This is a genomic window from Brevundimonas sp. FV2ps16 (assembly GCF_058681075.1).
In genome coordinates, this window is the sequence record NZ_CM178728.1 from 2,300,006 (window position 1) to 2,326,732 (window position 26,727).

General features: G+C 64.5%; 22 protein-coding genes, 1 tRNA gene and 1 pseudogene. 8 read left to right on the top strand and 16 right to left on the bottom strand.

Features of this window, described 5'->3' with window-relative positions:
* Positions 1-7 precede the first annotated feature (7 nt).
* The 5 genes from nagA to ACW170_RS11125 form a co-directional block, all read right to left on the bottom strand.
* The gene (nagA, locus tag ACW170_RS11105; RefSeq protein WP_492086735.1) at positions 8-1,150 is read right to left on the bottom strand and encodes an N-acetylglucosamine-6-phosphate deacetylase; all 1,143 of its coding nucleotides are present in this window, start codon (positions 1,148-1,150) and stop codon (positions 8-10) included.
* Complete coding sequence (locus tag ACW170_RS11110; RefSeq protein ID WP_492086736.1) at positions 1,147-2,181, bottom strand: SIS domain-containing protein; 1,035 nt, start codon at positions 2,179-2,181, stop codon at positions 1,147-1,149. Before ACW170_RS11110 ends, nagA begins: the two co-directional genes overlap by 4 nt.
* Positions 2,182-2,248: 67 nt before the next feature.
* Positions 2,249-2,992 (bottom strand): copper homeostasis protein CutC, encoded by a 744-nt coding sequence (locus tag ACW170_RS11115; RefSeq protein ID WP_492086737.1) that lies wholly within the window; start codon positions 2,990-2,992, stop codon positions 2,249-2,251.
* On the bottom strand, positions 2,992-3,987 hold the full coding sequence (locus ACW170_RS11120) for a glycosylasparaginase (RefSeq protein ID WP_492086738.1): 996 nt from the start codon (positions 3,985-3,987) through the stop codon (positions 2,992-2,994). Before ACW170_RS11120 ends, ACW170_RS11115 begins: the two co-directional genes overlap by 1 nt.
* 174 nt (positions 3,988-4,161) lie before the next feature.
* Entirely contained in the window at positions 4,162-4,731 is a 570-nt protein-coding gene (locus tag ACW170_RS11125) for a chemotaxis protein CheD (RefSeq protein ID WP_492086739.1), read from the bottom strand.
* A 164-nt stretch (positions 4,732-4,895) separates the two neighbouring features.
* Between ACW170_RS11125 and ACW170_RS11130 the strand changes: the two genes are divergently transcribed.
* Complete coding sequence (locus ACW170_RS11130) at positions 4,896-5,411, top strand: Dps family protein (RefSeq protein ID WP_492086740.1); 516 nt, start codon at positions 4,896-4,898, stop codon at positions 5,409-5,411.
* A gap of 80 nt (positions 5,412-5,491) precedes the next feature.
* Positions 5,492-5,854 (top strand): hypothetical protein, encoded by a 363-nt coding sequence (locus ACW170_RS11135; RefSeq protein WP_492086741.1) that lies wholly within the window; start codon positions 5,492-5,494, stop codon positions 5,852-5,854.
* A 103-nt stretch (positions 5,855-5,957) separates the two neighbouring features.
* Here the strand turns inward: ACW170_RS11135 and ACW170_RS11140 are convergent, their stop codons facing one another.
* The 3 genes and pseudogenes from ACW170_RS11140 to ACW170_RS11150 all read right to left on the bottom strand — a co-directional run bounded on the left by ACW170_RS11140 (position 5,958) and on the right by ACW170_RS11150 (position 7,809).
* Positions 5,958-7,052 (bottom strand): tyrosine-type recombinase/integrase, encoded by a 1,095-nt coding sequence (locus tag ACW170_RS11140; RefSeq protein WP_492086742.1) that lies wholly within the window; start codon positions 7,050-7,052, stop codon positions 5,958-5,960.
* A 68-nt stretch (positions 7,053-7,120) separates the two neighbouring features.
* Positions 7,121-7,237: pseudogene (locus ACW170_RS11145) on the bottom strand (helix-turn-helix domain-containing protein); the annotation flags it as partial.
* Complete coding sequence (locus ACW170_RS11150; RefSeq protein ID WP_492086743.1) at positions 7,237-7,809, bottom strand: hypothetical protein; 573 nt, start codon at positions 7,807-7,809, stop codon at positions 7,237-7,239. The pseudogene ACW170_RS11145 and the gene ACW170_RS11150, both read right to left, overlap by 1 nt.
* A gap of 533 nt (positions 7,810-8,342) precedes the next feature.
* Between ACW170_RS11150 and ACW170_RS11155 the strand changes: the two genes are divergently transcribed.
* The 3 genes from ACW170_RS11155 to ACW170_RS11165 are packed head-to-tail and all read left to right on the top strand — an operon-like array spanning position 8,343 to position 10,821.
* The gene (locus ACW170_RS11155) at positions 8,343-8,672 is read left to right on the top strand and encodes a plasmid mobilization protein (protein WP_492086744.1); all 330 of its coding nucleotides are present in this window, start codon (positions 8,343-8,345) and stop codon (positions 8,670-8,672) included.
* The gene (gene traI, locus ACW170_RS11160) at positions 8,669-10,462 is read left to right on the top strand and encodes a TraI/MobA(P) family conjugative relaxase (protein ID WP_492086745.1); all 1,794 of its coding nucleotides are present in this window, start codon (positions 8,669-8,671) and stop codon (positions 10,460-10,462) included. The genes ACW170_RS11155 and traI overlap by 4 nt, the downstream gene beginning before the upstream one ends.
* Before the next feature lie 8 nt (positions 10,463-10,470).
* Positions 10,471-10,821: a DUF2293 domain-containing protein gene (locus ACW170_RS11165; RefSeq protein ID WP_492086746.1), complete on the top strand. Its 351-nt coding sequence runs from the start codon at positions 10,471-10,473 to the stop codon at positions 10,819-10,821.
* 399 nt (positions 10,822-11,220) lie between these two features.
* Here ACW170_RS11165 and ACW170_RS11170 read toward each other — a convergent pair whose 3' ends face one another.
* The 5 genes from ACW170_RS11170 to ACW170_RS11190 all read right to left on the bottom strand — a co-directional run bounded on the left by ACW170_RS11170 (position 11,221) and on the right by ACW170_RS11190 (position 19,106).
* Complete coding sequence (locus tag ACW170_RS11170; protein WP_492086747.1) at positions 11,221-11,382, bottom strand: hypothetical protein; 162 nt, start codon at positions 11,380-11,382, stop codon at positions 11,221-11,223.
* A gap of 461 nt (positions 11,383-11,843) precedes the next feature.
* Positions 11,844-12,296: a colicin E5-related ribonuclease gene (locus tag ACW170_RS11175; RefSeq protein ID WP_492086748.1), complete on the bottom strand. Its 453-nt coding sequence runs from the start codon at positions 12,294-12,296 to the stop codon at positions 11,844-11,846.
* A gap of 603 nt (positions 12,297-12,899) precedes the next feature.
* Positions 12,900-17,060 carry an RHS repeat-associated core domain-containing protein gene (locus tag ACW170_RS11180; protein ID WP_492086749.1) on the bottom strand — a complete coding sequence of 1,387 codons (4,161 nt, stop codon included), beginning with the start codon at positions 17,058-17,060 and terminating at the stop codon, positions 12,900-12,902.
* 519 nt (positions 17,061-17,579) lie between these two features.
* Positions 17,580-17,813, bottom strand: coding sequence for a hypothetical protein (locus ACW170_RS11185; RefSeq protein WP_492086750.1), 234 nt, complete (start codon positions 17,811-17,813; stop codon positions 17,580-17,582).
* 357 nt (positions 17,814-18,170) lie between these two features.
* On the bottom strand, positions 18,171-19,106 hold the full coding sequence (locus ACW170_RS11190; protein ID WP_492086751.1) for a helix-turn-helix domain-containing protein: 936 nt from the start codon (positions 19,104-19,106) through the stop codon (positions 18,171-18,173).
* 153 nt (positions 19,107-19,259) lie between these two features.
* Here ACW170_RS11190 and ACW170_RS11195 point away from each other — a divergent pair.
* A tRNA-Leu gene (locus ACW170_RS11195) sits at positions 19,260-19,344 on the top strand.
* 145 nt (positions 19,345-19,489) lie between these two features.
* Here ACW170_RS11195 and ACW170_RS11200 read toward each other — a convergent pair.
* Positions 19,490-21,064, bottom strand: a complete 1,575-nt coding sequence (locus ACW170_RS11200; protein ID WP_492086752.1) for an amino acid permease — start codon at positions 21,062-21,064, stop codon at positions 19,490-19,492.
* Positions 21,065-21,218: 154 nt separating this feature from the next.
* On the opposite strand from ACW170_RS11200, the gene hrpB reads away from it, so the two are divergent.
* Together hrpB and ACW170_RS11210 are read left to right on the top strand one after the other, a co-directional pair.
* Positions 21,219-23,654: an ATP-dependent helicase HrpB gene (gene hrpB / locus ACW170_RS11205; RefSeq protein ID WP_492086753.1), complete on the top strand. Its 2,436-nt coding sequence runs from the start codon at positions 21,219-21,221 to the stop codon at positions 23,652-23,654.
* 62 nt (positions 23,655-23,716) lie between these two features.
* On the top strand, positions 23,717-25,003 hold the full coding sequence (locus ACW170_RS11210; RefSeq protein ID WP_492086754.1) for an MFS transporter: 1,287 nt from the start codon (positions 23,717-23,719) through the stop codon (positions 25,001-25,003).
* Here ACW170_RS11210 and ACW170_RS11215 read toward each other — a convergent pair.
* Together ACW170_RS11215 and ACW170_RS11220 are read right to left on the bottom strand one after the other, a co-directional pair.
* Positions 25,000-25,809, bottom strand: coding sequence for a TrmH family RNA methyltransferase (locus tag ACW170_RS11215; RefSeq protein WP_492086755.1), 810 nt, complete (start codon positions 25,807-25,809; stop codon positions 25,000-25,002). The genes ACW170_RS11210 and ACW170_RS11215 overlap by 4 nt on opposite strands.
* Positions 25,806-26,717, bottom strand: a complete 912-nt coding sequence (locus ACW170_RS11220; protein ID WP_492086756.1) for an RsmD family RNA methyltransferase — start codon at positions 26,715-26,717, stop codon at positions 25,806-25,808. Before ACW170_RS11220 ends, ACW170_RS11215 begins: the two co-directional genes overlap by 4 nt.
* Positions 26,718-26,727 lie beyond the last annotated feature (10 nt).

Consider the following 26,727-nt stretch of genomic DNA (forward strand, 5'->3'; position numbering starts at 1 on the left):
GCGCCGGTCAGTGGAGTCGTTGACCGCCGACCCATACGCCCGCCGGTTGAAGGTCCGCCGTCAGCCAGACCCAGTCGGCGCGGAGCCCGGGAGCCAGCGCGCCTCTGTCTTCAGACAGCCCCAGGAAAGCTGCCGGACTGGTCGAGGCCATGGCGACCGCCTGGGGAACCGTAATCCCAGTACGGGCGATGATCCCGCGCACAGCCCCCGCCATGTCTAGGTCAGACCCAGCTAGCGTGCCGTCCTCGCTGACGCAGCGGCCGTCGCGAACCCTGATGCGCCGGCCTTGCAGCATGAAGTCCTTCGTGTCCGCGCCGACGCAGGGCATGGCGTCGCTGACTAGCATGAAGCGATCCATAGGCCGGGATCTCAGAGCGATACGCAGGGCGGCGTCATGAACATGGTGCCCGTCCGCGATGACTCCGCACCAGACCTGTTGATCGTCCAGGGCGGCGCCGACGAGGCCCGGCGCCCGATGGTGCAGCGGCGTCATGGCGTTGTAGAGATGAGTGACGCCGGTCATGCCGGCGGCGAACGCGGCCTTGGTCGTTTCGTAGTCGGCGTCGCTGTGTCCGGCCGATACACGCACCCCGGCCTGGGCCAGGCGTGCGATGTCGGCGGGTTGGACCCGTTCCGGGGCCAGTGTGACGACGACCTTGCCTCGACGGGGACGCGTCAGCAGGGCGATCAGGTTCTCATCCAGGCGGCTGAAGCGGCTGGGGTCATGGATGCCTTTGCGCGCTGTGCTGATGACCGGACCTTCGATGTGGACGCCCACGACGCCGGGCACGCCGGCTTCGATCGCTGCGTCCACGGCGTCCAGGGCGGCGGCGATGACCTCGGGCGTGTCGCTGATGATGGTCGGCAGAAGGGCCGTGGCGCCGAAACGCCGGTGCGCCTCGGCAATCACGGCGACGCCGTCCACCGTCGGTTCGTCGTTGAACAGGACCCGGCCGCCGCCGTTACACTGGGTGTCTATGAAGCCGGGGGTCAGCCAACCGCCTGCAAGATCTATGATCGCGTCAGCCGAGGCTGGCGCCGCGCCGACGTCCAGGGCTGTGATGCGGTCGCCCTCGATCGTGATGGTCCCGGCGGCGTGAACCCCGTCGGAGACGACGATGGAGCCGCCGGTGAAGTGCAGGCGAGTCATACGGTTTCCGTCACCTTGCGCAGATGGGGCGGCGCGTCCGGGTTGAGGCCGCGCGACACGGATAGATGGGCGGCCAGACGATAGAAACTCTGAATCATCAGGATGGGCTCTATAGCCGGGTGGGCGGCGAAGGTCGGGAGCGGGCCCGCGCCTGATTGGGCGTCGGCCAGCAGGGTTCTGGCGCCACGAGCGGTGAACTCGGCGGCGACGGCGCGGACGGAATCGCCGGCGATGTCGGAACCCGCCATCAGCAGGACGGGGAAGCCCTCGCCGACGATGGCCATGGGGCCGTGCCGGACTTCGGCCGCACTGAAAGGCTCGGCCTGGACGCCGCAGGTCTCCTTGAGCTTCAGCGCCGCCTCCTGGGCCACGCCTAGGCCGAAGCCGCGACCGATGACGAACAACTGGTCGGCGTCCATCAGGGAGGCGGCGGCGTCGCGCCAATCCAGGGATGCGGCGCGCCGCAGATCATCCGGCAGTCTGGCCACGGCCGCCTGAAGGTTGGCATTCTCGGACCATGCGGCCACCAGCGCCGCAACGCCCGCCAGTGAGGCGATAAAGGATTTGGTGGCCGCGACCGCGAGCTCGGGTCCGACGTTCAGCCCCGCCAGCGTGTCCGCCCGCTCGGCTAAGGGCGAGGTCTCGTCATTGACCAGGGCGACGACCTGAGCGCCGGCGGTGCGTTGGGCATCGACAGAGGCCAGCAGGTCGGGGCTGCGACCGCTTTGCGAGATCGCCAGGCAAAGTGCGCGGCCGGGCGCGCTGGGGGCGCCGTAGACGGAGGCAATGGAGGGAGCCGCCGATGCGACCGGCACGCCGACAAAGGTCTCAATCAGATATTTGGCGTAGGTGGCGGCGTGATCGGAAGATCCTCGTGCGACCGTCACCACCACTGCCGGGGGCGTCGTGCGCAGTTGCGCGCCCAGAGCCTGAAATGCGGCAGCGTTTTTCTGGAGCATATGCTCCACGGCGTCGGCGGCTTCGAGCGCCTCACGTTCCATGACGGTCGCCGTCAGCGCCAATTTGACCACGAAAGACTCAACCCCTGATGACATATCACTGGAGGTTGATAGGTAATATATTGGTATTGTTCAAGGGCTATTTGCTCTGTCCGTTCAGGGCTTTTCGCATTGCAGCAACTTGCGCGACGGCCGTCCTGCGAGTCGCCGGGGCGACGAACCCGAACTCGAGCAAACGCGGATCCTGCCCATCTGCGCCGACGGGTTCGCTGCAAGAGGCATGGAAGGCCGTAAGGCCGCCCGCCAGAAGCGGGGCGACATTGGCCGCGTTGACGCCGCCGCCGGGCATGATGGTCAGGCGACCGTCGGCCTGTTCGTGCAAGGCGATCAGGGCGGAGACGGCGTCCGACGCGCGCGGACGGCCGCCCGAAGTCAGGATGCGGTCGAACCCCAGGGCCGCCGCCTGTTCCAGGGCCTGGCCGAGGTCAGGGCAGAGGTCGAAGGCGCGATGTAGGGTGACGTCGGCCCCGCTGTTGATCCGACGGGCCTGGCTGATCCATTGTTCCAGCCGCGCCAGGTCCAGTCGGCCGTCCGATAGGCCGGCGCCGACCACTACGCCGGCGGCGCCCAGGTCAAGCGCCCGCGCAATATCGTCCGCGATCAGCGCCGCGTCCTGGTCGTCATAGGTGAAACCGCCTTCGCGGGGGCGGATCAGGACATGGACGGGGCAGGGTCCGCGCGTCGCAGCGGCAATGGCTGCCGCAGAAGGCGTGAGGCCACCGACCGAGGTGGCGGCGCACAGCTCGACCCGGTCTGCGCCGCCTGCCGTCGCGGCCTCGACATCGGCCGTGGTCCCGACGCAGACCTCGAGCAGGGGCGTCATCAACTGGCGAACAGCGAGGCGGCGGTGCGGACCTGGGTCACGCCGGACGTGTCCGTCACCGCATAGACGAAGCCGGGCAGCAGGCAGAATGCGCCGACACGGCCGTGCCGGTCCATGGCCAGGAAGCCGACCTGAACTCCACGGATCGCGTCGCCGCGCAGCCCGGCGATATGGCGCACGACCTCTTCGCAGGCGGCCTGGGGAGAGGCGCCGGCGCGCATCGAGGCGACCACCCGGGCGCTGCCGGCGACCCGGGTGACTTCTTCGCCGACCCCGGTCGCGGTCGCGCCGCCGACATCCTTTTCGACATAGAGGCCCGAGCCGACCTGGGGCGAATCCCCGATGCGTCCGCGCATCTTGAAGGCCATGCCAGATGTCGTGCAGGCGCCGGCGAAACGGCCGTCCGGGTCACGCATAAGAAGGCCGATGGTGTCGTGATCCAGCGCGCCGCCGGAAGTGCGGTATCCGGTCCGCTCGACGTTCGCCTGGGGGCTGTAGTCCGCCGTCTTCAGCCAGTCGCGCCAGGCGGCCTCGGCCTCGGGGGTGAGCAGATTGGTCTGCGGGAAGCCCTGATCGCGCGCGAACCGGGTGGCGCCTTCGCCGACCAGAAACGTGTGCGGGGTCTTTTCCATCACGGCGCGCGCCACCGAAATGGCGTGGACGGTGTCTTCCAGAGCGGCGACGGCGCCGACGCGGCCCGTATCGTCCATGATGACCGCGTCCAGGGTGACGCGCCCGTCCCGGTCAGGGTAGCCGCCGAAGCCGACGGAATGGTTGGAGGCGTCGGCCTCAGGCACGTTGGCGCCCGCCTCGACTGCATCCAGCAGGGATCCACCGGCGCGGCGACGAGCATAGGCCGCGTCATTCGCCGCCGCCCCGAAATCCCAGGTCGAGACGATAAGCGCGTTCGAGTCGGCGGGCGCCGAACCGCTCGGGGAAGCGGACGCGGATCTGGTGTGGGCGGCAAGGCCGCCGACGGCCGCCATCACAGACATCACGGAGCGCCTGCTGATCATCATCGACCTCGTTCAATCCTATAGGGGAGCGCCGTTCTGGAACCGGCATCTATGGAGGAGAGGTATCGCGCAGGGTATGCATTGGCAATAGATTGGGTCTAGCGGTTTGAGGCGTCGGCAAGCTCGTTTGGACGTCCGGCGCCTGGATCTGCTTCAGCTGCGGGCCTTTGGGGCACCCAACGGCGTCTGAGTGACCTTGCCGGAAACAGGCCAGTACTCAAGCCTGCAACCCAGCGACCCGAGGCAGGGCGCATCGATGATCGTAACGCCCCGGTCGGCGAGGAAATCCAGCGCGAAGGCGAGGTTGCGTTCCCCGACATTGTAGAATGACTCGCTTGCACTGGCGCCGCCGAAGACGACGGCTTCCAGGCGTTGGAGCTTGGCGCCCTTGGCCAAGAGTGCGTCTATCAGGCAGGGCGTCAGATAGTCGCCGTAACGCGATAGATCGGAGTCTTCTTTCCTCGGCGTCGGCGAGTGGGGAAGGACGAAATGATTCATCCCGCCGATCCCTCGTTGGGGGTCGCGAATACAGGTGGCCACACAGGAGCCGAGAACCGTCGTGATCACGGCGTTGGGGTCGTCGCTGATGCAGTACTGCCCCTGGGCGATGGCGGTATGGCTTACGGGACGGCCATCGTCGTCCCACACCCGACTGCAGATGTTGTATCGCATGATGTCTGAGCCGGACGGACTTGGGCGAGCCAAGTCAGAAATCTCGACCATGACCAACATTGGTTTACTGAGGGTGTAGGGAACGGTCGAATCGGCGGAGATCGAGCCGCAGAGGCGGCCGCGCACAACAGCCGCAAAAATGGCGGACGGCGGGGCTTTCGCCGGAGCGTGTCCCTCACTAGCTTGACGATACGCTGAACCCGAGGAGAAGCATCATGGCCACCGCCCGCGAAAAGCGTCTGGCGCCGCTCAGAACCCCAACCAGCCTGTCTGAAGAGGCGACGCGGGATATTTCGGCCGCCCTGACCGGCCTGCTTGCGGATGTCTTTGCGCTCTATATCAAGACCAAAAATTTCCACTGGCATGTCTCGGGGCCGCATTTCCGCGACTACCACCTGCTTCTGGACGAACAGTCGGCCGAGATCCTGGCCATGACGGACCTGATCGCCGAGCGCGCCCGCAAGATCGGCGGGACCACCCTGCGTTCCGTTGGTCAGATCGCCCGCGAGTCGCGGGTGCTCGATAACGACGCCGACTATGTGGATCCGCTCGACATGCTGGCCGAGTTGCGGGACGACAACAATGACCTGGTGGCTCGGATGCGCGAGGTCCATGACCTATGCGACGAACACAAGGACATCGCCACCGCCAGCCTGCTGGAGAATTGGGTCGATGAGACCGAGAAGCGGGTCTGGTTCCTGTTCGAATCGGGCCGCCGCGGCAACGTCTGAGGCTGCGCGTCCGGAACTCTCCCTGCTTGCCAAACCTTAACGGACGGTAATAATCCCGTTGCGTCAGGTTGGAGGGGTGGATGCGGATTGCGGTAGTCGGCTGTGGCTTGGCGCTGGGATTCGTCGTGGCGGCGGCGCCGGTGCGGGCGGATATGTCCGAAGCGTTCGGCAATACGATCGTGTCCCACTATCCTAACGGCCAGTGGGTGAAGCATTTCTTCGAGCCGGACGGGCGGTATGAATCCCAGTTCTCGGACGGGCACCAACTGAGCGCCCGCTGGAGCCGCGAGGGCGACAAGATCTGCCTGAGCGGCTTCCGCCCACGCCAGATACTGCCGCGCTTCTGCAGCCGCATGGTGGAGGCCGATATCGGTCAAAGTTGGCAGGCGCGCGATCCCCTGGGGCGCACTATTCGCAACGAACTGGTCGCCGGTCGTCGTTGAAGCCGGTTGGGCTCTTGTCAGGCGCGGCCCGCCCCTCTAGAGCCCTCTGCCTGCCCATGCGGATGTGGCGGAACTGGTAGACGCACTGGATTTAGGTTTCGGGTCATCCCACCTCCTGTGTGTTGTTATCCTTGTCCTTTTTAGAAATCTCGGCCTCCGTGTGGGGGATGTTGTGACCAAGTGCGGCGAGCACGTCGGCGTCAGAGACGTGCGCGTAGCGAGCCGTCGACGTGATGCTCTCGTGCCCCAAGAGCTGCTTCACCACAGCCAGATTTCCCGATGCCTTCAGGGCTGTCGTGGCGGCGTGGTGGCGCCTGTCGTGAACTGGGCGTGCGTCCGCGATCTTTGCGGTCTTGAGCGCGGACTGGGAGGCGGCCTGGTGGCCCCTGGGCGTGATTGCTTGCAGCTTGCCGTTCGGCTTCTGCCTGAACCAGACGGTGTCGAGCTCAGCATCTAGGGCCCGCCCCATCCTGGCCTTCATGTCCGAAAGGTCGTTGGGCAGTAGCGGGAGGTAGTGGGTCCCGCCGTTCTTACGCGCCCTGAGCGCCACCCGGCCGCCGGCGACGTCGATAGCGTCCAGTGGGAAGAAGGCTTCGGTCAGACGGACGCCGTAGCGGTTGATGAAGTCGAACAGCGGCTGGTGCCAGTCGGGTAGGGCGGCGCGCCAGGCGTCGATCTCGGCCCCGCTGAAGGTCCTTGTCCGGCCCTTAGGCTCCTTCAGCCGCAGATCGCTCCATGGGATCTCCCGTACCCTCAGCTCCAAGTTCCGCCGAGCGAAGCGCAGTATCGGCCGAAGCGTGGTGTCTATCAGGTCCCGATTGACGGTGCTGTTGGAGGGCAGTTTTCCTTGGCGCGTTGTCTCGACCCGGCGCCGACTGATGGCGGTCTGAACCTCAGCCGCGCCGATGGTCGAGATCAAGGCTTCGCCGTCGAAATGGCGCAGCATGATGTTCAGGCGGAAGGCTACAGTGGCCTCGGCCTTGGTCCCCGCCACCTTGGCCTTGAACCACTCCACTGAGACCTCCTTCAGCGTCCGGCCTTGGGCCGCGTCAGATGCTCCCAAGGCAAGATCTCGGCGGAGGTTGTCGAGGACCTTTTGGGCATCGCCCTTTTTCCTGCAGCGCGTCGTGCCGCGAAATCGCTCGCCTGTGAACCAGAAGTCGTAGTGCCAGGTGTCGCCGCGCCGATGGAGGGACATGTTTCGCCTCGTGTGTAGCTGTCGAGGTCGTCAGAGCGGATGCGCCACTGGCGGCCGGTTTTGATAGCTCGGATGTACCGTTCGTTGATGAGGTTCATCACCGTCTTCTCCGAAAGGCGAAGAGCATCGCAGACTTCCTTCAGGGTGAGGAGTGTGGGTATGGCCGGAGTTGTCGATGCCGACATTAGCTGACCAGTGCGTCATGACGGCGGACAAAGGGGTGATCGACGCCGCGCACGCAGTTCATGGCGAGGTGAGCTGCAATGGCTCCCAGTCTTGTTGACGTAACCTTGGCCCTCGTCGCGTTGTCGCACGGGCCGACCGATTTCAGGCTTTCTAGAATTGGGGTGGGCTGCGGCAATCCGTCTTGCGTAAAGCGCAGATACACGTCCTCGCCGCTCCGGACGTAGACGTTGATATCGCCCGACCATCCGAAGCGGTCGTGGCGAATAATAAATGAGATTTCAGACGGCCTTCGGTCCCCGGCTCCTGTCGTTTCCGAGGGCGAGCATTCGCCATTGGTGTACTGCTCCAAGAGGAGCGTCAGGCATGCCAACATAGTCGCGCCTGGCTCCAGGCCGATCCCAACCGGTCGTTGACTGAGTGGAAACTTCCCGTGATCGCCGTCGTACGTGCGGCCCTCGGATCCTTCGAGGAGACGCAAGTTCCCGACATGCCGAAGAGTATCGGCAGCGCGAGTGTTGTCGCCGCCGGCGGCCACCGCGAGCAGCATGGCGGCAACATCGCGCTCCTTCATCTGGGCAGCGCTACGGCCTCGCCCCCCTGTCGAGATGTAGCCGGCCTCTCGAAGTGACCTGGCCAAGACAACCAAGCCCGGCTCTGGGTCACCAGTCACGAGGGCGAGCACTTCAACGAGCTGTGAAAGATTTGCCATGCGCCATTAGTGCCTTGCACAAATGGAGAAAGCAAGCTTCATATGTGCATCACGCAAATGGAACTGATCGTACGCTATGTGAGCCCCGCCGCAGGTCTCCTCGCGTTAAGGCCCCATGAGAAAGGATGCGAATAGATGCGAATAGATGCAATTTCGTGCCTTCCCGGGGGCGAGCTTCGCTGGGCGTCGGAAGGCAAAACAAGGCAAATCAACGCAATATCTGCGACGCGCGGTTGGAAGTGTGCCCCACTTTCCATGATTTGCGTTCCTTTGCCTGGCGTTAGAGGGCAGGATATGCATTCCGATATCAGTTCGCAGTGCTCCCTCCCTCGTAATGCGGCTTACTCGCCTTCGGCTCGACGCTCCGCTGGCGCGGGGTTTTGGAGGGCCGCAGCATGAGCGGCGCTCGGGAGCGCGGGCTTCGCATAGTGCTGAGTGACGACGAGCACGCGCGCATTAAGGCCACTGCCGCCTCGGTCGGAATGTCGATGGCGGAGCTGGTCCGTCGGCTCACGCTGGGGTACGAGCCCAAGTCCCGATTGGACGGCGAGCGGGTCGAGGAGATCATCCGCACCAGGGGCGATCTGAATCGCCTGGGCAACCTTTTGAAGCTGTGGCTCGATCAGCGGCCAGGCGAGGGCGCGAGCTCTCAAGAGGTCGCGGCCCTAGCCGAGCAGATCGCCGCCACATCGGAGGAAATCCGTCACAAGGTGCGCGCCCTTTGATCGCGCATCACATCGCGCGCAAGGCCGGGGCCGGCGCCTATACGCGGCTCGGCTGCTATATCCTCGACATCAAACATCCCACCGACGAACAGGCCTTCGACCGGCTCGCTGGCTATGTCGTTGATCGCGTCGGTGGCGGGCATCGGGTGGTCGCCGCGCGGGTGACCAACTGCGCCGACGACGATCTCGAGATGGCCATCACCGAGATTGAACTGGTGCAGGCCCGAAACACGCGGTCGCAGTCGGACAAGTCCTATCATCTGGTCATCAGTTTCCCCGACGGCGAACGGCCGACCCTGGAGCAGCTCCGCGACATTGAGGATCACCTCGTCGCGGCGATAGGCTTCTCGGAGCACCAACGGATCTCCGCCGTCCACGACGACACGGACAATCTTCACATCCATGTGGCGATCAACAAGGTACACCCGAAGACCCTGAGGAATGTCGCCCCCCATAACGATTATCCCAAGCTGATGGCGGCGTGTCGCGAGCTGGAGCTGCGGCATGATCTCCTGCTGGATAACCATGGGCTGGTCAGCGATCAGATCCACAATCTTGGCCAGGAGGCTGAGCCGACGCGGACGCCGGAACGGGCCAAGACGATGGAGGCGCACTCTGGGCGCCAATCGCTTTCGGGCTGGATCGCGACCCATGCGCGCGATGACATTCTGACGGTCGCCGCCACAGCCTCGTCTTGGGAGGCCGTTCATGAGGTCTTCGCCCGATACGGCTTGGAGCTTCGGCCAAAGGGGGCAGGGCTGGTCGCCGGAGTGCCGGGCACAAAAACCTGTGTGAAGGCCAGCAGCATCGACCGGAGCCTATCCGCCAAGGCGCTGACCGACCGTCTCGGCGCGTATAAGGCGCAGTTCTACGACTATGGGCGACCGCAACAGACCTATGACGGCGCCGTTCAGCGCAGCGCCCAAGCCCGCCGTCTTCACGCCGACTATCGGGCGGCCCGCACGGAGGCCGAGCGAGGGCGCGCCGCCGCCATGGCCGAGGTCAATACGCGGCACGGCCACTACGCCCAACGTCTCCGCGAGCATTATCGCAAGGAGAAGGCGGGCGTCCGTATAAGACACGACTTGCGAGGGCCGCTGCGCCGCGAAGCCCTCGGTCGCGTCGAAGCGTCCAGAAAGTCGGCCTATGCCGAGCGAGACCGGCTCCTGGCCGAGGACCGGGCGGCGGTGAAGGCCGCGCATCCTCTTCCGACCTGGCAGGGTTTTCTCGAGGAGCAAGCATCGCGTGGGGACGAGGCGGCGCTGTCTGCTCTGCGCTCGCGCACGATTCGCCGGGCTGGTTCTTTCGGCGACATCATCACCGCCCAGGATCTCCGAGCCGTGCAGGACGTCCTGTATCAGCCGCGCATGCCGACGGTCATGCGAAACGGCGATGTGGTCTATCAGACCCGCGACGGCGGCCGCGTCACGGATCGAGCCGCGGAGGTCCGGACCGACACCCTGTCACGCGAAGCCGCGTTTCTGGCCTTGGCCCTGGCGTCGGATCGCTTCCCCGGCCAGCCGCTCGTTGTGGAAGGCAGCGACGCCTTCCGCGCGGCGGTCCTCGAAATGTCGCTTCTGCCGTGGCTCCAGGTGACGTTCGCGGACCCTGCCTTGGAGAAGGCGCGCAGAAGCGTCGCGCACGAGGAAGAGCGGAAACATCCGGCGCCGGAGCCGGTCCGAAGGGCGACCACGCCCCGTGCTGAACTGCGAGGGGATGACCGGTTGATCCAGATCGAGAGAGAGCGCGATCACTCACGGGGTCGAAGCGGTCCAGAGCTCAGCCTTTAGGAACCCGAATGGCAAAATCACGCCGCGCGAAGAAGGCCGCACAGTTCACACTCGAACGGGTGCTGTCCCACCTCGACAACAAACATCCTGGGCTCCCGCCCGAACTGCGTCAGCGCTTTGGCGGCGAGATCGCTGACAGGCTCTGGCAGCCGCCTGTCAGCCTTGGACAAGCCGTCGGCATCGTGATGTCCACCTACGTCCGGCACGAACAAACCGACTACGACAGCCTTATGCGGAAGCATAAGCTGACGCGCGAGGAGGCGCGTCAGGTGGTGAAGGCAGAGCATGACGAGCAGCTGCGGTCGTGGTCGAAGGCCGATAAGCCGCTTCCTAATGGCCCCATGAGCCGGGGCTCGTAGTTAAGATCCGCGAGCATTCCGGAAGCGCCGGCGACTGGCCAGCCTTCACGATTGCGCCGCTGCCGCTGGCCTTCGATTTCTGAACTGCTATAGTGATCCACCTAATCCATTGTTTCGACAATACAATTGATGATGCGACGCGAGGTGGATCACTAGTGATCCATTTTGCGCCCGAACATTGCATCTTATATTCAAAGACTTAGGGGCACCGCAGGTGTGCGTAAGGTGTGCATCGTTCCCACTCCGGAACGATCCCTCCAATCGGCCCCCTCCGGGGCACTGTAATTTTGATCTGTAAGCGGAAGGGTTCCACGCCCGGCGAACCGACCCTCTAGGCGTTCATGCACCCAACACCAGGACCACGGCGCGGCGCCCGGCCGGGACGACCTCGAGGACGGATCACCTGGGAGAATGTTCGGTCGTGCACGAGGCGGCCGCATCCGACCTGACCGGCAACCCCATCAGCCAGTGCATGAAGCCGTGGAACAGCGGACCCAGCACCAGCCACCACAGCACCAGCCCCGTCAGGCCGCCCAGCGCGAACATCACCACGTCCATCATCCGATCCACCTCCGCTCGGCTCGATCAACGAGGCCAATCGCCGGCCGTTCCCGCCCCACGGCCAAGCCTGTCAGACATTGCCGGCGCAAAGCCTATCCTGCCCTCGGTCGCCACGGCCGTAAAAGCGGGCAACTCAGGGCAAGTCGTTGAGGGCGCAACAATCGATGGCCAAGCAAGAGGTTACGACACCCCTTTTATATTGCCCTCTTAGTCAGCAACCTCGAATACAACGTGCTCACCTTCATCAGCAGCAGATAGAGCTTCGGTTATCCGCTCAGACACCAAGCTTGACCAATCCTCTCGCTCTAAATCACTTCTGTAGATCGTGTACCTCATTGAAGGTCGCGTACTAAATTCAGACAAATACAAACACTCCAAATCAAACAATAGGTTGCCCGCATTTTTTCTGGAATTTATGTATTCAATCAAATCACTCGGTTCAATTCGATTACAGCTTGACGTCACTTCGGCCCCCCAACGATGTCTCGGTCAGGAATCCAGTCAGGATCATTTTTATTAGAAATTTGAACCAAATCACCCGTCACGTCATCTACAATAACATATTGATTTTTACTTACAAAATAGGCAGTTGCAGGGTTGCTTGTAGCCCGATTAACAGTCGTTCCGGTTCCTATATTGTTTACAGTCGCCTCACCAATACTCACTGGATCCCAACCTCTACGGACCATTTGATTTGGCTTACTCTCAACAAATCTTGTCGCATTGATTTCTGACCACGCTCTGGCTGGCGTCACAGAGGATGTCCTCAAGCCGCTTTGCGTCAGCGCCACGACAGACCCGCCAAGTTCAACAAGGCCTACGCCAGCCTCGGCGATCTGATAGGCAGCCGCCCCATAACCTGCGACCTCTACCGCCGCCAACGCTGCTTCATGATTGTAAGTACCAACTTGCATTCCCGTTGCGCTGTAGATCGGGACAGGCCCGCCAAACACAGTGCAGGTGATGGCGCAGTTCGTATCCTGCATCATCCCGGTCGGATCAGTCGCATTCACCGGATCGTTTGCGACGTATGATCCGCTTGACGCGGCCCGGCCGTAGCGGTGGCGTTTTCCCTTGGTGCGTCTGAGGCTTACGGGTCCGCGCACGGAGGCGCGGCGGGCCGGAGCCGGAATCGCCCTTGAAGCCCCTTTCGGACTGGCTAAGGAAAATGCCAGGCGGGCTTCTCTCTCGACAGGTTTCGAATGGCGTCCGAAGCGCTTCGGGCCAGCGACCTAACCTTGATCCATTCAGGGTCGTCGATGACCTCTTGTGGATCACTTCGGTCCAGTGAGTGATCGAGCTTATCTATGGCGGCGATTAGACTCTCGCAAGTTCTGCGAGGGACCGAATCTTCCACACCAGCAGTAAATTGCCGAAAAGCCTGATCATCTAGAAGTTGACTTAGGAGTTCTTCGAAAGAGGAAACCTCCGGACCGACTCCGGTCCAAGCTCTAACCTGAAAATCCCGATCAGACATATGATCAAGTATATCGATGATTTGATTGACCCACGCTTGATCACTCACGTTCTATACGCCCCCTATAACGATATTGACTGAGAGGAATGTGCGCTTCCGCAGACTGACCACTTACGATCCTCCCATTGGCGTCAATGGGATTAGATCCGACGTTCTCGCGGACGTAAGGCTGTTGTTGGGCGGCTTGAGGACTACGAGGATTGCCCGGCATCACTCGCACGGTGTTCCTCGCATTATTTGGATCGGTATAAATCGTCCCCGAATCTCTACTGACGCCCCCCCTGGTCGGCGTTGCGACATAGCTTTCCGGAACCCCCGCCGGTCTAACCGGTGTGACGGGAACGGATGTTCCCGCCGTTACGCGAACTCCCGTGCCAATGGTGGAAATCGCCCGACCGCCCGCCACGACTTCAGGCTGGAGAGTAACGGCACCTACCACTTGGACGGCAGCGCCAACGACCTCCATCGATTCCCCAGGGTGAGACTGAACCCACTCAACACCTCCGCGGAGGGCTTCGCCTGCCCGGCGGAAATCCTCTTGGGTGATATTCTGGCTGCCGGGAACGGTCTGTCTCCCGTCCGGGTCGGTGTTGTTCACCGGATCGTTTGCGACGTAGGCATACAGGTTCAGCCCGGCCTCATACCCCACGGGGTCCGTCTGCACGAACCGACCCAACCCAGGGTGATAGGCGCGGGCCTTGTAATGATAGAGGCCGAAGTCCGGCAGCCAGAGTTGGCCGGTGTACTGGAGGCGCCCGACATTCCCTGCGCGGGGCTGGCCGTATTCGTCGTAGGCCAGGCTGTAGTCCCCCGTGCCCGACGGTCCGCTGACGGCGATGCTGGAGCCTCGCTCGTCGGCGAGGGTGTAGTTGGGCGTATTGGCCGTGTTCCCCTGGTAGGCCACGATCAGTTCATCCGCCCACGGCCCTCTTACAAGCCGATTGTTGATCGTCGTCCCGGTGGCCGCCGTAACCACTGCCGTCAGCCTGTCTCCGTCCGACAAATACCGCCCACCCGCAGTTCCGACCATCTGTTGCAGCCGGTCCAGCGGATCGTAGGCCAGGCTAGAGCCGCCGCTGCTCAGCAGCCGATTGGCCGCGTCGTACCCATAGGTCCGCACGCCGTCTCCGGTCAGATTACCCTGACTGCTCCAACTGACCGTGGCGTTGCCCGCCGAGATCGTCTGGTTGCGACCGTTGTTGGCATAGGTCGTCTGGCCGACGGTCGGCGTATAGACATAGGCGCTGTTGCTAACCGTGCGTGAGACGATCTGCGACGCTGGATTGTACGACAGCCCGAATGTCACGTCCGAGCTGCTCCCCGCCAGATCGTGGGCCAGCGACGTCAGCCGGGAAGCGTTGTCCCAGACATTGACGGTCGAGGTTCCGTTGCCCCGCGTCAACAGGGTCCGGCGTCCAAGATCGTCATAGGCGAACTCCGCCACCAGGGTGTTCGCAGCCCCTTGACGCAGGCGACGCATCGCATCGTCCAGGTCGTACTCGTAGCTGACGTAGAAGGCGTCCGGCCAGGTCAGTCGCGTACGCCGCCCCGCCAGATCGTATTGCATCGACATGACGCCTAAGGCTTGACCGTCCGTCAGTTGTCGCCCCAGGGCGTCCCAGGTCGAGGTGACGGTCGCTCCGCCAGGGAAGGCGGCGCTGAGGCGCCGGCCCAGCAGGTCATAGGTGAAGGCGACGTCGTTCGTCCCGGCCGGCGCATCGACCAGGGTGATCCGGCCAAGGGCGTCAAAGGTGGTGTTGAAGATCAGACCCGCACGCGTGCGTTTGGTCGTGGGATTGTCGGCGGCGTCGTAGCCGTACTCCTCGTAGTCCGTCGTTGACGACCCGCCGCCCGACGGATTGGGGAAGCGCAACCGGCTGACCCGGTCGAACCCGTCATAGACATAGGTGGACAGATTGCCGTTTCCGTCCGTGCGGGTGGCGACCTTGCCGTTGGTGGTCCAGGTCTGGCTCTCGGTGATCGTCGTGCCCGACAAATAGCCGCTGGTGGTGCTGAGCAGTCGGCTGACGGCGTCGTAGGTGTTGTAGGTTATCCGGTCCGGACCGAAGCTCCCCTGAGCGCCGAGCGTGCAAGCCGAGGCGGGCAAGGATCCATATTGGGCCGGGTTCATCCGCACCGTCGAGCAGGTCAGACGACCAGCGCTGTCGTAGGTGTACTGGGTCGCCATGGCGTCGGCCGAGCCGGCGGCGGCGATGTCGAGGATCTTGCGGCCTTGGGCGTCATAGGCCGTGGTCGCGGTCTGCAGGGCCGAGAAGGCGGACCAGTTCGCATCGGTCTGGCCAGGCGTTGTTCCCCGCTCGACCATCGTGGCCTGGCCGTCGGCGTTGTAGGTCGTGCGGGTCGCGGGATAGAGACGGCTGCCTGTCCCGTCCGGATCCGGTCCGATCACCCCGACCTGTTGGCGCATGGCGTCCCAGACGTAGCGCGTCGTGTCGGCGGCGCCGGCCAGAGGGCCGTTGACGGTCAGAACATTCCCCACCCCGTCGTAGGTGGTGGTGGTCATGGCCGTCAGCGTCCCGTTTCCAGAACCGCCGGAGATCGACACCGGCAGCAGGTTGCTTGCGGCGCCGGAGCCGCCGGCTTGATAGGTCGTCGAGGTCAGGACCTCATCGGCCACTCCGTCGCAAGTCGCCAGAGAGGCGCAGGCGGACATCTCCGTCTGTACATAAACCGGCGTCGCGGCCTGGGTCGGCGCGGCGGCGGCGGATTGCCTGTACCATGCCGATTTCTGCGTCCAGGCATACCTGGTCTGCGGACGCACCGCTCCGGTCGTGGGTGCAGGAGACGTGATGGACAGAAGATTGCCGGCCGCGTCATAGGTCAGATCAGTGACGCCGCCGCGCGCGTCGGTGATGGAGGTCGGCCGGCCGCATTGCGACGGACTAGTTGGGCACGACGAAGAATAGCCCGCATAGACGTTGACGGCGGCCAGCCCCGAACCTGGCTTTGCGATACGTTCCAGCCGACTAACATCGCCCCAGGCGGTGTAGTACCAGCGATCACGATTGCCTTCGGGATAGTCAATCCGCGCCAAGTGGAAAACCCCATCGTAGGCGTAGTCTGTCGTCTCGTTCTCGCCGTTAGTCGCCGACGTGATGCGGTTGACGCGCTGGGTCGAGGAGGGGTCGGGTCTGGTCCAGGAGATTTCAACCGACGAGTCCGACGCGCCGGGCCCATTAATCTCGGTCGTGGTCGTATAGACGGTCGGCGGGTTCACCGGCGCCGCGCCATAGGTGTAGCCCCAGGTCCCCACACCATCAGAAACCGAGGCGGTCTTCTCGCCAGTGATGTCCCGCGTCAGGGTGATATTCTGTCCGCTAGCCAGAGTGGGGCGACGGATGCCGGACAGCCAGCCGCCCGGGAACAGAAGGCGGGTTACGTTGCCCAGCGCGTCCGTAACGGTGCGCTCGGTCGTGGTCTGGGTGAAGGTCAGGCTCGGCCAAGTCTGGGAGAAGTTGCAACTATTGGCCGTCGGCGCACAGTAGTCCACGGCGTTGTTCAGAGCCACGACCTTGCTCAGCCGGTACCAGTCGGTGTTCCAGACATTCGATCCATATTCGAAATGCAGCTGATAGCCGTAGGTGTTGGTGACCGATTGAAGGCGGCGGGCCTCAAAGCCGTCCGTCATCACCACCGACGAATAGGTGTAAGTCAGCACCTCTCCATTCGGCCGGGTCAGCGTCGAGATCAGCCCGCCGTTGGCCACGTAAGGAGAATAGGTGACCCCACCGTCGAACTTGGCGATGGAACCGTCTGGGGCTGTGTAGCTATAGGCGCCGCTCGTCTGCACCAGCGCGCCGGCGCCGTCGATCAGCCGAAACTCCCCCGCCGACGTCCTTCTGTAAACAGCAGACGCCCCCTGAACGGTGACGGTGTACCAGGGGACCAGCGGCCCCGGCCCGAAGAACGGCGCGTAGGACACCATGCCCGAGGTGCTGTGGCGCCAGTCGCCGACGCCGGTGTCGAACGTCGCCGTGTAGCTCAGGCCACCCTGGCCCTTCGGTCCCACGGAGATCTCGGGCGTTGTGTAGATGAATGACCCGGTCGCTAGGTTGACGCCATTGCGATCAATGGCCTGGTAAGGTGCGGGCGGTGGGATCTGGGGCGCCTGCGCCGAACTGGCGAACGCGCTCACGGCGACTGCTGCGAAGACGAGAATGCCGAGGATGCCTCCCTTCATTGGTCGCCGCCCCTGCCAGTCGGCGATGAATTGGGGGAGGCGGGCGGCCCCGCCGGTTCATTCCTCGAAGACGTCACCTGTTCGGAAGAGGCGGACGAAGATGACGAGCCACGCGATGTCGTAGAGCTGCCGGTCGCCGTTATCCGGCTGGTGCGGTTGTTGGCTGCATCGTAGCTATAGGTGGTCACTGTGCCGTTTGGACGGGTGACGGTGATCACCCGCCCCAGGGCGTCGTAGGTGTAAGACTGCGCCCTGGATTGACGGGAGAGAACGAGGCTCGCGATCAGGCCGCCGACTGATGCCAGCAAGATACGTCTAGATTGCATGAACTCCCCCTATGCGAGCAGGGTGCGACCAGGATCGCGGCGGTGTCAAGGGGCCGCGTTCCAACATGGCCTGGCCTGTCGTCAGCCAATGGACAAAACCGGTGGCGCCGACTTCTCAGATGGGCCGATGTGTCGGCGCTCGACAGCAACTCGGGCGAAAGATGTGTCTATGAATCTAAATGAAAGGGCGCATTTATCGCGACGTGGCGGGTGCTTTTTTTCGATCCGCGATGCGCATGAACACCAAGGCCAGAACTATCAGGCCGAAACTCAAGATGGAGCGCGCCACCTCGGCCTGTCCCGACCACCCTTGGCTAACAATCAGGCCGTAGCTGCCGCCAAAACCGCACAGAAGCGACGCTCGCCGCCACCAGCCTTCGCGATGGAACGAGGGAGGCGTAAGGTCGTCAGCAATGGCGTCGTCCAACAACGCCCTGGTCGGGCCGGTCAAAGGGTTCGCTCACCGGCCCAATCTTCCATCAAAAGTGGGCATGGCGCTGGCGCGGGCTGGTCATCTCGGTCGGCAGACCCAGGGCAGCGATCTTGACGCCGGGTGGGCAAGTTCGTGGCTGACTACAGATATTGCGCTTCCGCCGAGTAGAGCCGCGGGGCTCCCGGTACCGCAGCGGCGGTCAGAATGCTCCCCGTGAAGCTAGCTTGGCGCGCCCGGAAGGGCTTCAGGGTGTCTGGGCGTCAAACTGTTCGCCTTGGCTTGCGCCAAGTGCCGGCACGTGTTCCTAGCCGCTTGGACTGGCTGAGCCGTACTTCGGTGGATGATTGTCGCTCAGGCCCATGAGGCGGCCTTACTTCCGGCTGGATCGTTTGCGGGCTGAATAGTAGCGTCCGGATTGGCCATACAGTAGGCTAGAATGTCCCTCGGCACCCGACTGTTGGGCGTGTCAGGAGCTGGGCCGTGTTCGTCGGTTTTCCAGAGACGGGGATATCGTTGCCAGGCACGAACCCTCCACATCCACGCCTTCGCAGCGTGCGGTTTGTCGGCAAGGAATATGTTGTCCGAATTTGGCATGTACGCTTCCCAACTGCGCTTCTCGGTCAGCCATGAGTGAGCAGGTCCCATGAAGCGACCGTTCTGGTCCTTGGCGTTCGGGCTGTCCGCGACGAACGCTGCTACGGCGATTCTGAGCGCCTTCGGATCGATTCCCTCGGCCTCCAGCAATGACACGGCTTGACGCACCCTCGCTCGATTCGACCAACTGGCAGACGCTGACGGGATCAATGTGAATATCGCTGACGATTCGATTTCGCATTGCGGCGAGACAGCTGCAGATTTTTCATTGGGTTCTTTCATAGGGTTGAGGGGCCGCTGATGGACCCTTTTAACCGTCAGGAATGGCCCCTTTTGTTCATTTGATCGGGGCCGTTGATGGCCCCTTTTGTCGCCTGAAATGGGTTCGTCGGTGGACCCTTTGAGCGAGTGCATTAGGGGGCGGTACTCGTTAGCCCTCCCGCGCCCGGAGCTGACGATCACCTCGATGTGCCGCCGCTCTCGCAGTTCTTTCACGACGCGCTTTAGGGTGGTCTCACTGATACTCAGCATTTTCGTGAGAACGCTCTGAGAAGGCCAAGCGGTACCGGTCTCCCGATTGAGGAATCGCAGGGCAAGGAGCGTGCACAGGCGGGCTCCGACATGGCTCAAGCCGACATCTGCTGTGACTTGATCCAGCCAGTCCAGCTTTTCGACGGTGAAGCGGTCAGACATCGGCTTCGCCTGATGAGAACGCCTGAGGAACGTACTGTGGGGGATTTTGTGACGCGTACCTTCCGGTTTGTGCCGTATAGGCCCGGTTTGTTCCGTTTCGTGGCCTATTGCTTAGGCGCTGAAACGCCCCTAGAAGGCCCGTCCTGCCTACACGCGGATGTGGCGGAACTGGTAGACGCACTGGATTTAGGTTCCAGCGCCGAGAGGCGTGGAGGTTCGAGTCCTCTCATCCGCACCAAAGCAAAAAGGCCTCGGATCGATCCGGGGCCTTTTCTTGTTTTGGCCTATCGCCCTCGCGGGCTACTTGAGGCCGGTTTTGGGCTGGTCGCCCTCAGGACTTATGGCCGTTTTGGTTGGCCTGCCTGAGGACATCAGCGCGTGTCTCAGCTGATCGGCGGGACGGGCGGGGGCGGCAGGTCGCTGTCCGCCTCGTGGACCTCGATCAGGCCGCGTCCCAGATGGCTCTTGCGATAGCCATACAAGAAATAGATCAACAGGCCGACGCCGCCCCAGATCGGCAGCACCATCTTGGCGTCGTGCGGCAGGTTCCAGAACAGGAAGGCGCAGCCAAAGGCCGAAAGGGGTGCGAAGACCCAGATCAGCGGCGTCCGGAACGGACGTTTGCGGTTCGGTTCCTTGACCCGAAGGATCAGCACCGCGATCGACACCATGAAGAAGGCGAACAGGGTGCCGGAGTTCGAGATGTCGGCCAGTTTGCCGACGGGGAATAGGGCGGCGCCGATGGCCACGGCGATGCCGGTGACGGCCGTCACAATATAGGGCGTCTTCCACTTCGGGTGGATCTTGGTCAGACCTTCCGGCAGCAGGCCGTCGCGCGCCATCACGAAGAAGATGCGGGTCTGGCCGTAGATCATCATCAGGATGACCGAGGGCAGGGCCAGCAGGGCGGCGGTGCCCAGGGCGTTGCCGATCTGGGGATGACCGATCACGCGCAGCACGTGGGCCAGAGCCTCGTTGGAGCAGACCAAGGCCTCGGCGTTGGTTGGAAGGGCGCAGGCGGCGACGAAGGCGGGCGAGCCGGGTTGGACGGCTTCGCCGGCCGCGCCGAGGACCGGCTGCGCGCCGATGGCGCCGGCTGCACCCAGGGCGACCAGCAGATAGAAGACGGTGCAGATGGCCAGCGAACCGATCAGGCCGATGGGCACGTTGCGCTGCGGGTTCTTGGTCTCTTCAGCCGCCGTAGAGACGGCGTCGAAGCCGACATAGGCGAAGAAGATCGAGGCGGCGGCGCCGACGATTCCCATGCCCGAAGAGGCGCCGAACATGCCGTTCGGCGCGAAGGGCGACAGGTTGGCCGTCTTGATCACCGGCAGGGTGATGACAATGAAGACGGTCAGGGCGACGACCTTGATCAAAACCAGGACAGCGTTGACCCGCGCCGATTCCGTCGTGCCGAGCATCAGCAGGCCGGTGACCAGCAGGGCCACCACGATGGCGGGGATGTTGACGATGCCGACCGAGAAATCGGGCATAGGAATGATGCCGTTCATGGCCCAGGTCGGTCCGGCGGATAAGAGGTCAGGGAAGTCGAACCCGAGCCCCTGTTCTATCAGCCCCAGAACATAGCCCGACCAGCCCACCGACACGGCCGAGGCCGCCACGGCGTATTCCAGAATCAGGGCCCAGCCCACGCACCAGGCGAGCAACTCACCCATAACGGCGTAGGTATAGGTGTAGGCCGAGCCCGATACTGGGGCCATGGCCGCCAGTTCCGAATAGCAGAGCGCGGCAACGGCGCAGACGGCGCCGGCGATGACGAAGCTGACCATCATGCCTGGGCCGGCCTTCTGCGAAGCCGCAGCCGTCAGCACGAAGATGCCGGTGCCGATGATGGCGCCGATGCCCAGCAAGGTCAGTTGAATAGGTCCGAGCGACCGATGAAGCGACTTCTTCTCGGCCGTGGCCAGAATCGCGTCGAGCGACTTAATGCGCCACATAAATATCCCCACGTTTACAGCGGCCCCTCGGCCGCGTCGGCGGGACGCTAGCGGCGGATAGCGGGCCGCGCAACGCGCATGACGACGGGGTTAAGCGCTCACGACGCTTTCGTGATCGTGGCGCATCGGGGGCGCATCGGGCTAAAGGCGGGTCATGTTGCCGATTCACGCGGTTCTCGAACCCCTGAAAACCGCTCTTGAGGGTGGAAACACGGCGGTCCTGGCCGCCCCGCCGGGCGCGGGCAAGACGACGGTCGTGCCCCTGGCGTTGCTGGACCAGGCTTGGCTGGAGGGGGCACGGATCCTGGTGCTGGAGCCACGCCGTATCGCCGCACGGGCCGCCGCAGACCGGATGGCGAGCACTCTGGGCGAGACCGCAGGTGGAACCGTCGGCTATCGCACCCGGTTGCAGAGCCGGATCGGACCAAAGACCCGGATCGAGGTGATCACCGAAGGCGTCTTCACCCGGATGATCCTGGACGACCCGGGCCTGGAGGGGGTGGGCGCCGTCCTGTTTGACGAATTCCACGAGCGCAGCTTGGACGCCGACTTGGGTCTGGCCCTGGCGCGGGAGACGCAAGCCCTGTTGCGGGAGGACCTGCGGCTGCTGGTCATGTCGGCGACGCTGGACGTGGCGGGGGTGTCGCGTCTGCTGAATGGCGCGCCGGTGATCGAGGCGGAGGGGCGGGCCTATCCGGTCGAGACCCGCTATCTGGGGCGTAATCCGTCTGAGCGGTTCGAAGAGGCGATGGCGCGGGCCTGTCTGACGGTGCTGGGCGAAGAGACGGGGTCGGTGCTGGCCTTTTTGCCGGGGCAGGGCGAGATCCACCGGGTGGCGCGACTGGTCAACGAACGGCTGCGGCTGCCGAATGTGGATGTGGTTCCGCTGTACGGCGGGTTGGATCGGGCGGAGCAGGACCGAGCCATCGAGCCGGCGGCGGTGGGCCGGCGCAAACTGGTGCTGGCGACCTCGGTGGCGGAGACCAGTCTGACCATCGACGGGGTGCGGGTGGTGCTGGACGGCGGCCTGTCGCGCGTGCCCCGGTTCGAACCGTCCAGCGGCCTGACGCGTTTGGCCACGGTGCGGGTCAGCCGGTCGTCGGCCGAACAGCGGCGGGGACGGGCGGGGCGGACCGAGCCAGGCGTCTGCTATCGCCTGTGGGACGAGGAACAGACGCGGGGTCTGGTTCCGCATCAGCGGCCGGAGATTCAGGAGGCGGACCTGACCGGTCTGGCGCTGGACCTAGCGCGGTGGGGCGCGCGGTCGGTCGAGGGGCTGGCGTTGCTGGACCCGCCGCCGGCCGGGGCCATGGCCGAGGCGCGCAAGGTGCTGACTCGGCTGGGGGCGCTGGATGCGGAGGGAGGACTATCGGATCATGGACGACGCCTGACGCGCATCCCGCTGTCGCCGCGCCTAGCCCATATGGTCGCCGTGGCCTCGGACGCCGGGGATGCCATGACCGGGGCGCGGATCGCCGCGATACTGAGCGAGCCGGGTCTGGGAGGGAACGGAATCGATCTGGCGGATCGGCTGGTCGGGCTGGACCGGGATCGGTCGCCGCGGGCGCGGGATGCGCTGAAACTGGCCGAGCGTTGGGCGCGGACGGCGGGCGGGGGAGCGAGCGGATCGGTCGAGCCGGGTCTGCTGCTGGCCGAAGCCTTTCCCGAACGGATCGCCAAGGCGCGGGGCAAGGCTGGGGAGTTGCTGCTGGCCAGCGGACGGGGTGCGATGCTGGACGCGACCGATCACCTGGCGCGCGAACCCTGGCTGGCCGTCGCGGAACTGGGTGGCGGCGAGGCGCGCGACCGGGTGCGGCTGGCGGCGGTGTTGGATGGCGCACGGATCGATGCGGATCTGGAACGGTTGATCGAGATCGAGGATCGGCTGGTCAAGGAACCGTCGGGCCGGATGGTGATCCGGCGCGCGCGGCGCATCGGCGCCTTGGTGCTGGACGAGAAGGTTATCGGCACGCCCGACGCCAAGGCCATGACGGCGGCCCTGCAGTCCCAGGTGGAGGCCGAGGGGCTGGGCGCGCTGAACTGGGGCGAGCAGGCGGCCGGGCTGCGGGCGCGGCTGGGGTTCCTGCACGGGCTTGATCCCGCCTGGCCCGAGGTGGCGGACGCAGCCTTGCTGGAGGCGCGGGCCGATTGGCTTTGGCCGTTGCTGGAGGGTGCGCGGTCCTTGGCGTCAATCGTTGATGGGCGATTGGCTGAGGCCTTGCGAAGCCTGATTCCCTGGGACCTGCAGAGGAAGCTGGATGAACTGGCGCCAGTGCGGTTGACGACGCCGCTGGGATCGGCGGGGATCGATTATGGCGCCGAGGGCGGGCCGCGCGTGGAGATCCGCGTGCAGGAGCTGTTCGGCGTCACCACCCATCCGACGGTCGGAGGCGGGCGCGTCCCCCTGACCCTATCGCTGTTGTCGCCGGCGCGGCGGCCGGTGCAGGTGACCAAGGACCTGCCGGGTTTCTGGGCGGGGTCCTGGGCGGCGGTGCGGTCGGACATGCGCGGCCGCTATCCGCGCCACCCCTGGCCGGAGAACCCGGCTGAGGCGCAGGCGACCAACCGGGTCAAACCGCGCGGAACCTGAGGCGCGGGCTTGACCGGGGCGGATGATCAAGCAATGCCTTTGCGCCCAAACAGGATTCCGCCGTGTCTGACGCAAAGACGATTTCGCCGACCGCCCGAAAGGGGCGGGTTCTTTTCGCCAGCCTGATCGGCACCACGATCGAATTCTACGACTTCTACATTTACGCCACGGCGGCGGTGCTGGTGTTTCCGAAGCTGTTCTTCCCCGGCGCCGATCCGACGACGGCGATGCTGTCGTCCTTCGCCACCTTCTCCATCGCCTTCTTCGCGCGGCCGATCGGCGCCCTGGCCTTCGGCCATTTCGGGGATCGGGTGGGGCGCAAGGCGACGCTGGTGGCGGCCCTGATGACCATGGGCGTCTCGACCGTGGCAATCGGCCTGTTGCCGACCCATGCCTCGGTCGGGATCATCGCGCCGCTGTTGCTGGCCCTGTGCCGGTTCGGACAGGGGCTGGGCCTGGGCGGCGAATGGGGCGGGGCCGTGCTGCTGGCGACCGAGAACGCCCCTCCGGGCAAGAAGGCCTGGTTCGGCATGTTCCCGCAGCTGGGCGCGCCGATCGGCTTCATCCTGTCGACGGGCGCCTTCATCGTGCTGACCTCGACCATGAGCGAGGCGCAATTCGAGGCCTGGGGCTGGCGGCTTCCCTTCCTGGCCAGCGCCCTACTGGTGTTCGTCGGCCTGTGGGTCCGGCTGAAGATCCACGAGACTCCAGAGTTCCAGAAGGCGGTGGACCGCAACGAGCGGGTCAAGGCACCGGCCGTCACCTTGTTCGCCCATCACAAGATGGCGTTGTTTCTGGGGACGTTCAGCGGGGTGACGACCTTTACCCTCTTCTATCTGATGACCGTCTTCGCCCTGGGGTGGGCGACCACGGGGATGGGGCTGGCGCGCGGCGACGTCCTGCCGGTCCAGTTGATCGGGGTGCTGTTCTTCGCAGCCTTTATTCCGGTGACGGCCCTGCTGGCGGACAAGTATGGGCAGGTGAAGGTGCTGATTGCCTCGTCGGTCGGGATCGGTCTGTTCGGGGCCCTATTCGCGCCCCTGTTTGCGGCGGGGCTGACAGGTTTGCTGATTTTCTTCGCCCTGGGGTTCGGGCTGATGGGCTGCACCTATGGCCCTATCGGCGCGGCCATGGCGCGGCCCTTCCCGACGACGGTTCGCTATACGGGAGCGTCGATGGCCTTCAATCTGGCCGGGATCGTCGGGGCGTCGCTGGCGCCCTATCTGGCGACCTGGCTGGCGCGGAACTATGGGCTGGCGGCGGTCGGCGGCTATCTTGCCCTGTCGGCCGTGGTGACCATCCTGGCCCTGTGGGGCATGGGGCGGGTCAGTCCGGAGACCGAACTCTAGGTTTCGTCCGTGGCGGCGTAGACCATGATGCCGGTCGCGATCGCCAGGTTCAGGCTGTCGGCCCGGCCGCGCATCGGGATCTTGACGTTGACGTCGCAGGCGGCGGCCAGATCGTCGGTCAGGCCGGCCTGTTCATTGCCCATCAGGATCAGCGACGGCTTTTGCATTACGGCTGAGCGGTGACTGACCGTCGCATCCAGGCGGGTGCCGACGACACTGCCCGGCCAGGTCTTTCGCCAGGCCAGGAAGGATTCGGGGTCGGTCCTGGTGATCGAGACAGCGAAGACCGAGCCCATGGTCGCGCGCACGGCCTCGACCGAATAGGGATCGACGCAGTCGCCGATCAGGATGACGCCGCCGCATCCGGCCGCGTCGGCGGTGCGGATGATGGTGCCCAGATTGCCGGGATCGCGCACCTGTTCCAGGGCCACCCAGCAGGACGCCGAGGCCGGATCCAGGCTGTCCAGCGGGGCGTAGGCCTGGTCGAACACGCCCAGCACGGTCTGCGGATTGTCGCGGCGGCTGATCTTTTCGAGGATGGCGTGGGTGACGATGATGATGTCGCCGCCGGCGTTGCGCGTCTCGGCCTTGGCCCGGTCCAGCAGAGGGTGGGGGCGGGCCTCTTCGCCGACCAGCAGCATGCGCGGCGCGCGGCCCAGGTCCAGGGCCTCGCCGATGAACTTCAGACCTTCGGCCAGGAAGGCGCCGGTCAGGTCGCGTTCCTTGCGCATGTGCAGGGCGCGAACGCTCTTGATCGTGTCGTTCGTCAGGGAGGTGATGACGCGATATTCGTCTCGGGCGCTCATCGGCTCCACCGCGCGAAGAAGGACAGGCCGATGGCGCGGGCGTCCGGGCCGTCTTCTGAGAGGGCCAGTTCGCCCCAGTCGATGCGGCCGCCGCGATCATGCGTCGCCTCGGCCATCAGATGGGCCAGGGACAGGCCCGAGACCCGGGCGGCATAGGCGTTCAGCAGCAGGAAGTCGGCGTCGTCGGCCAGAAGGGCGGCGCAATCCTTCAGCAGAAGCGGCATGTCTTCGAATAGGCGCCAGACCTCGCCGGTCGGGCCGCGTCCGTATTTGGGCGGGTCCAGGATGACGCCATCGTATTTGGAGCCGCGACGGACCTCGCGGGCGACATATTTGCGGGCGTCCTCGACGATCCAGCGGATCGGGTGCTGGCTCAAGCCGGACTGTTCGGCGTTTTCGCGGGCGTAGGCGACCGACTTCTTCGACGCATCGACGTGGGTGACCTCCGCGCCGGCGGCGGCGGCGGCCAGGCTGGCGACGCCGGTGTAGCCGAACAGGTTGAGAATCTTCGGCGCTCTGCCGGCTTCGCGCGCGAAGCTGCGCACGCGGTTGTCCAGCCATTCCCAGTTGGCGGCCTGTTCCGGGAAGAAGGCCAGGTGGCGGAAGGGGGTGAAACGGCCGGTGAATTTCACGTCGCGCCATTTTAGGGGGAAGGCGTCAATTGGGCCGTGCTGGTCGAACCGCCAGCGGCCCGAGTCTTCCTCCTCCTGCTGGGGATCGAAGGTGGCCGTGGCCTTGTCGAAGGCGGTCGGATCACGGGGAGACCAGAAGCACTGGGGCTCGGGTCGAACCACAGTGTAGCGGCCGTAGCGTTCCAGTTTCTTGCCGTCGCCGGAGTCCAGCAGGGCGTAGTCGGACCAGCCGCGCGTCACAAGGGTTTCGGGAGTGGGGGAGAGCAGGGGCGCCATTATGCCGCTG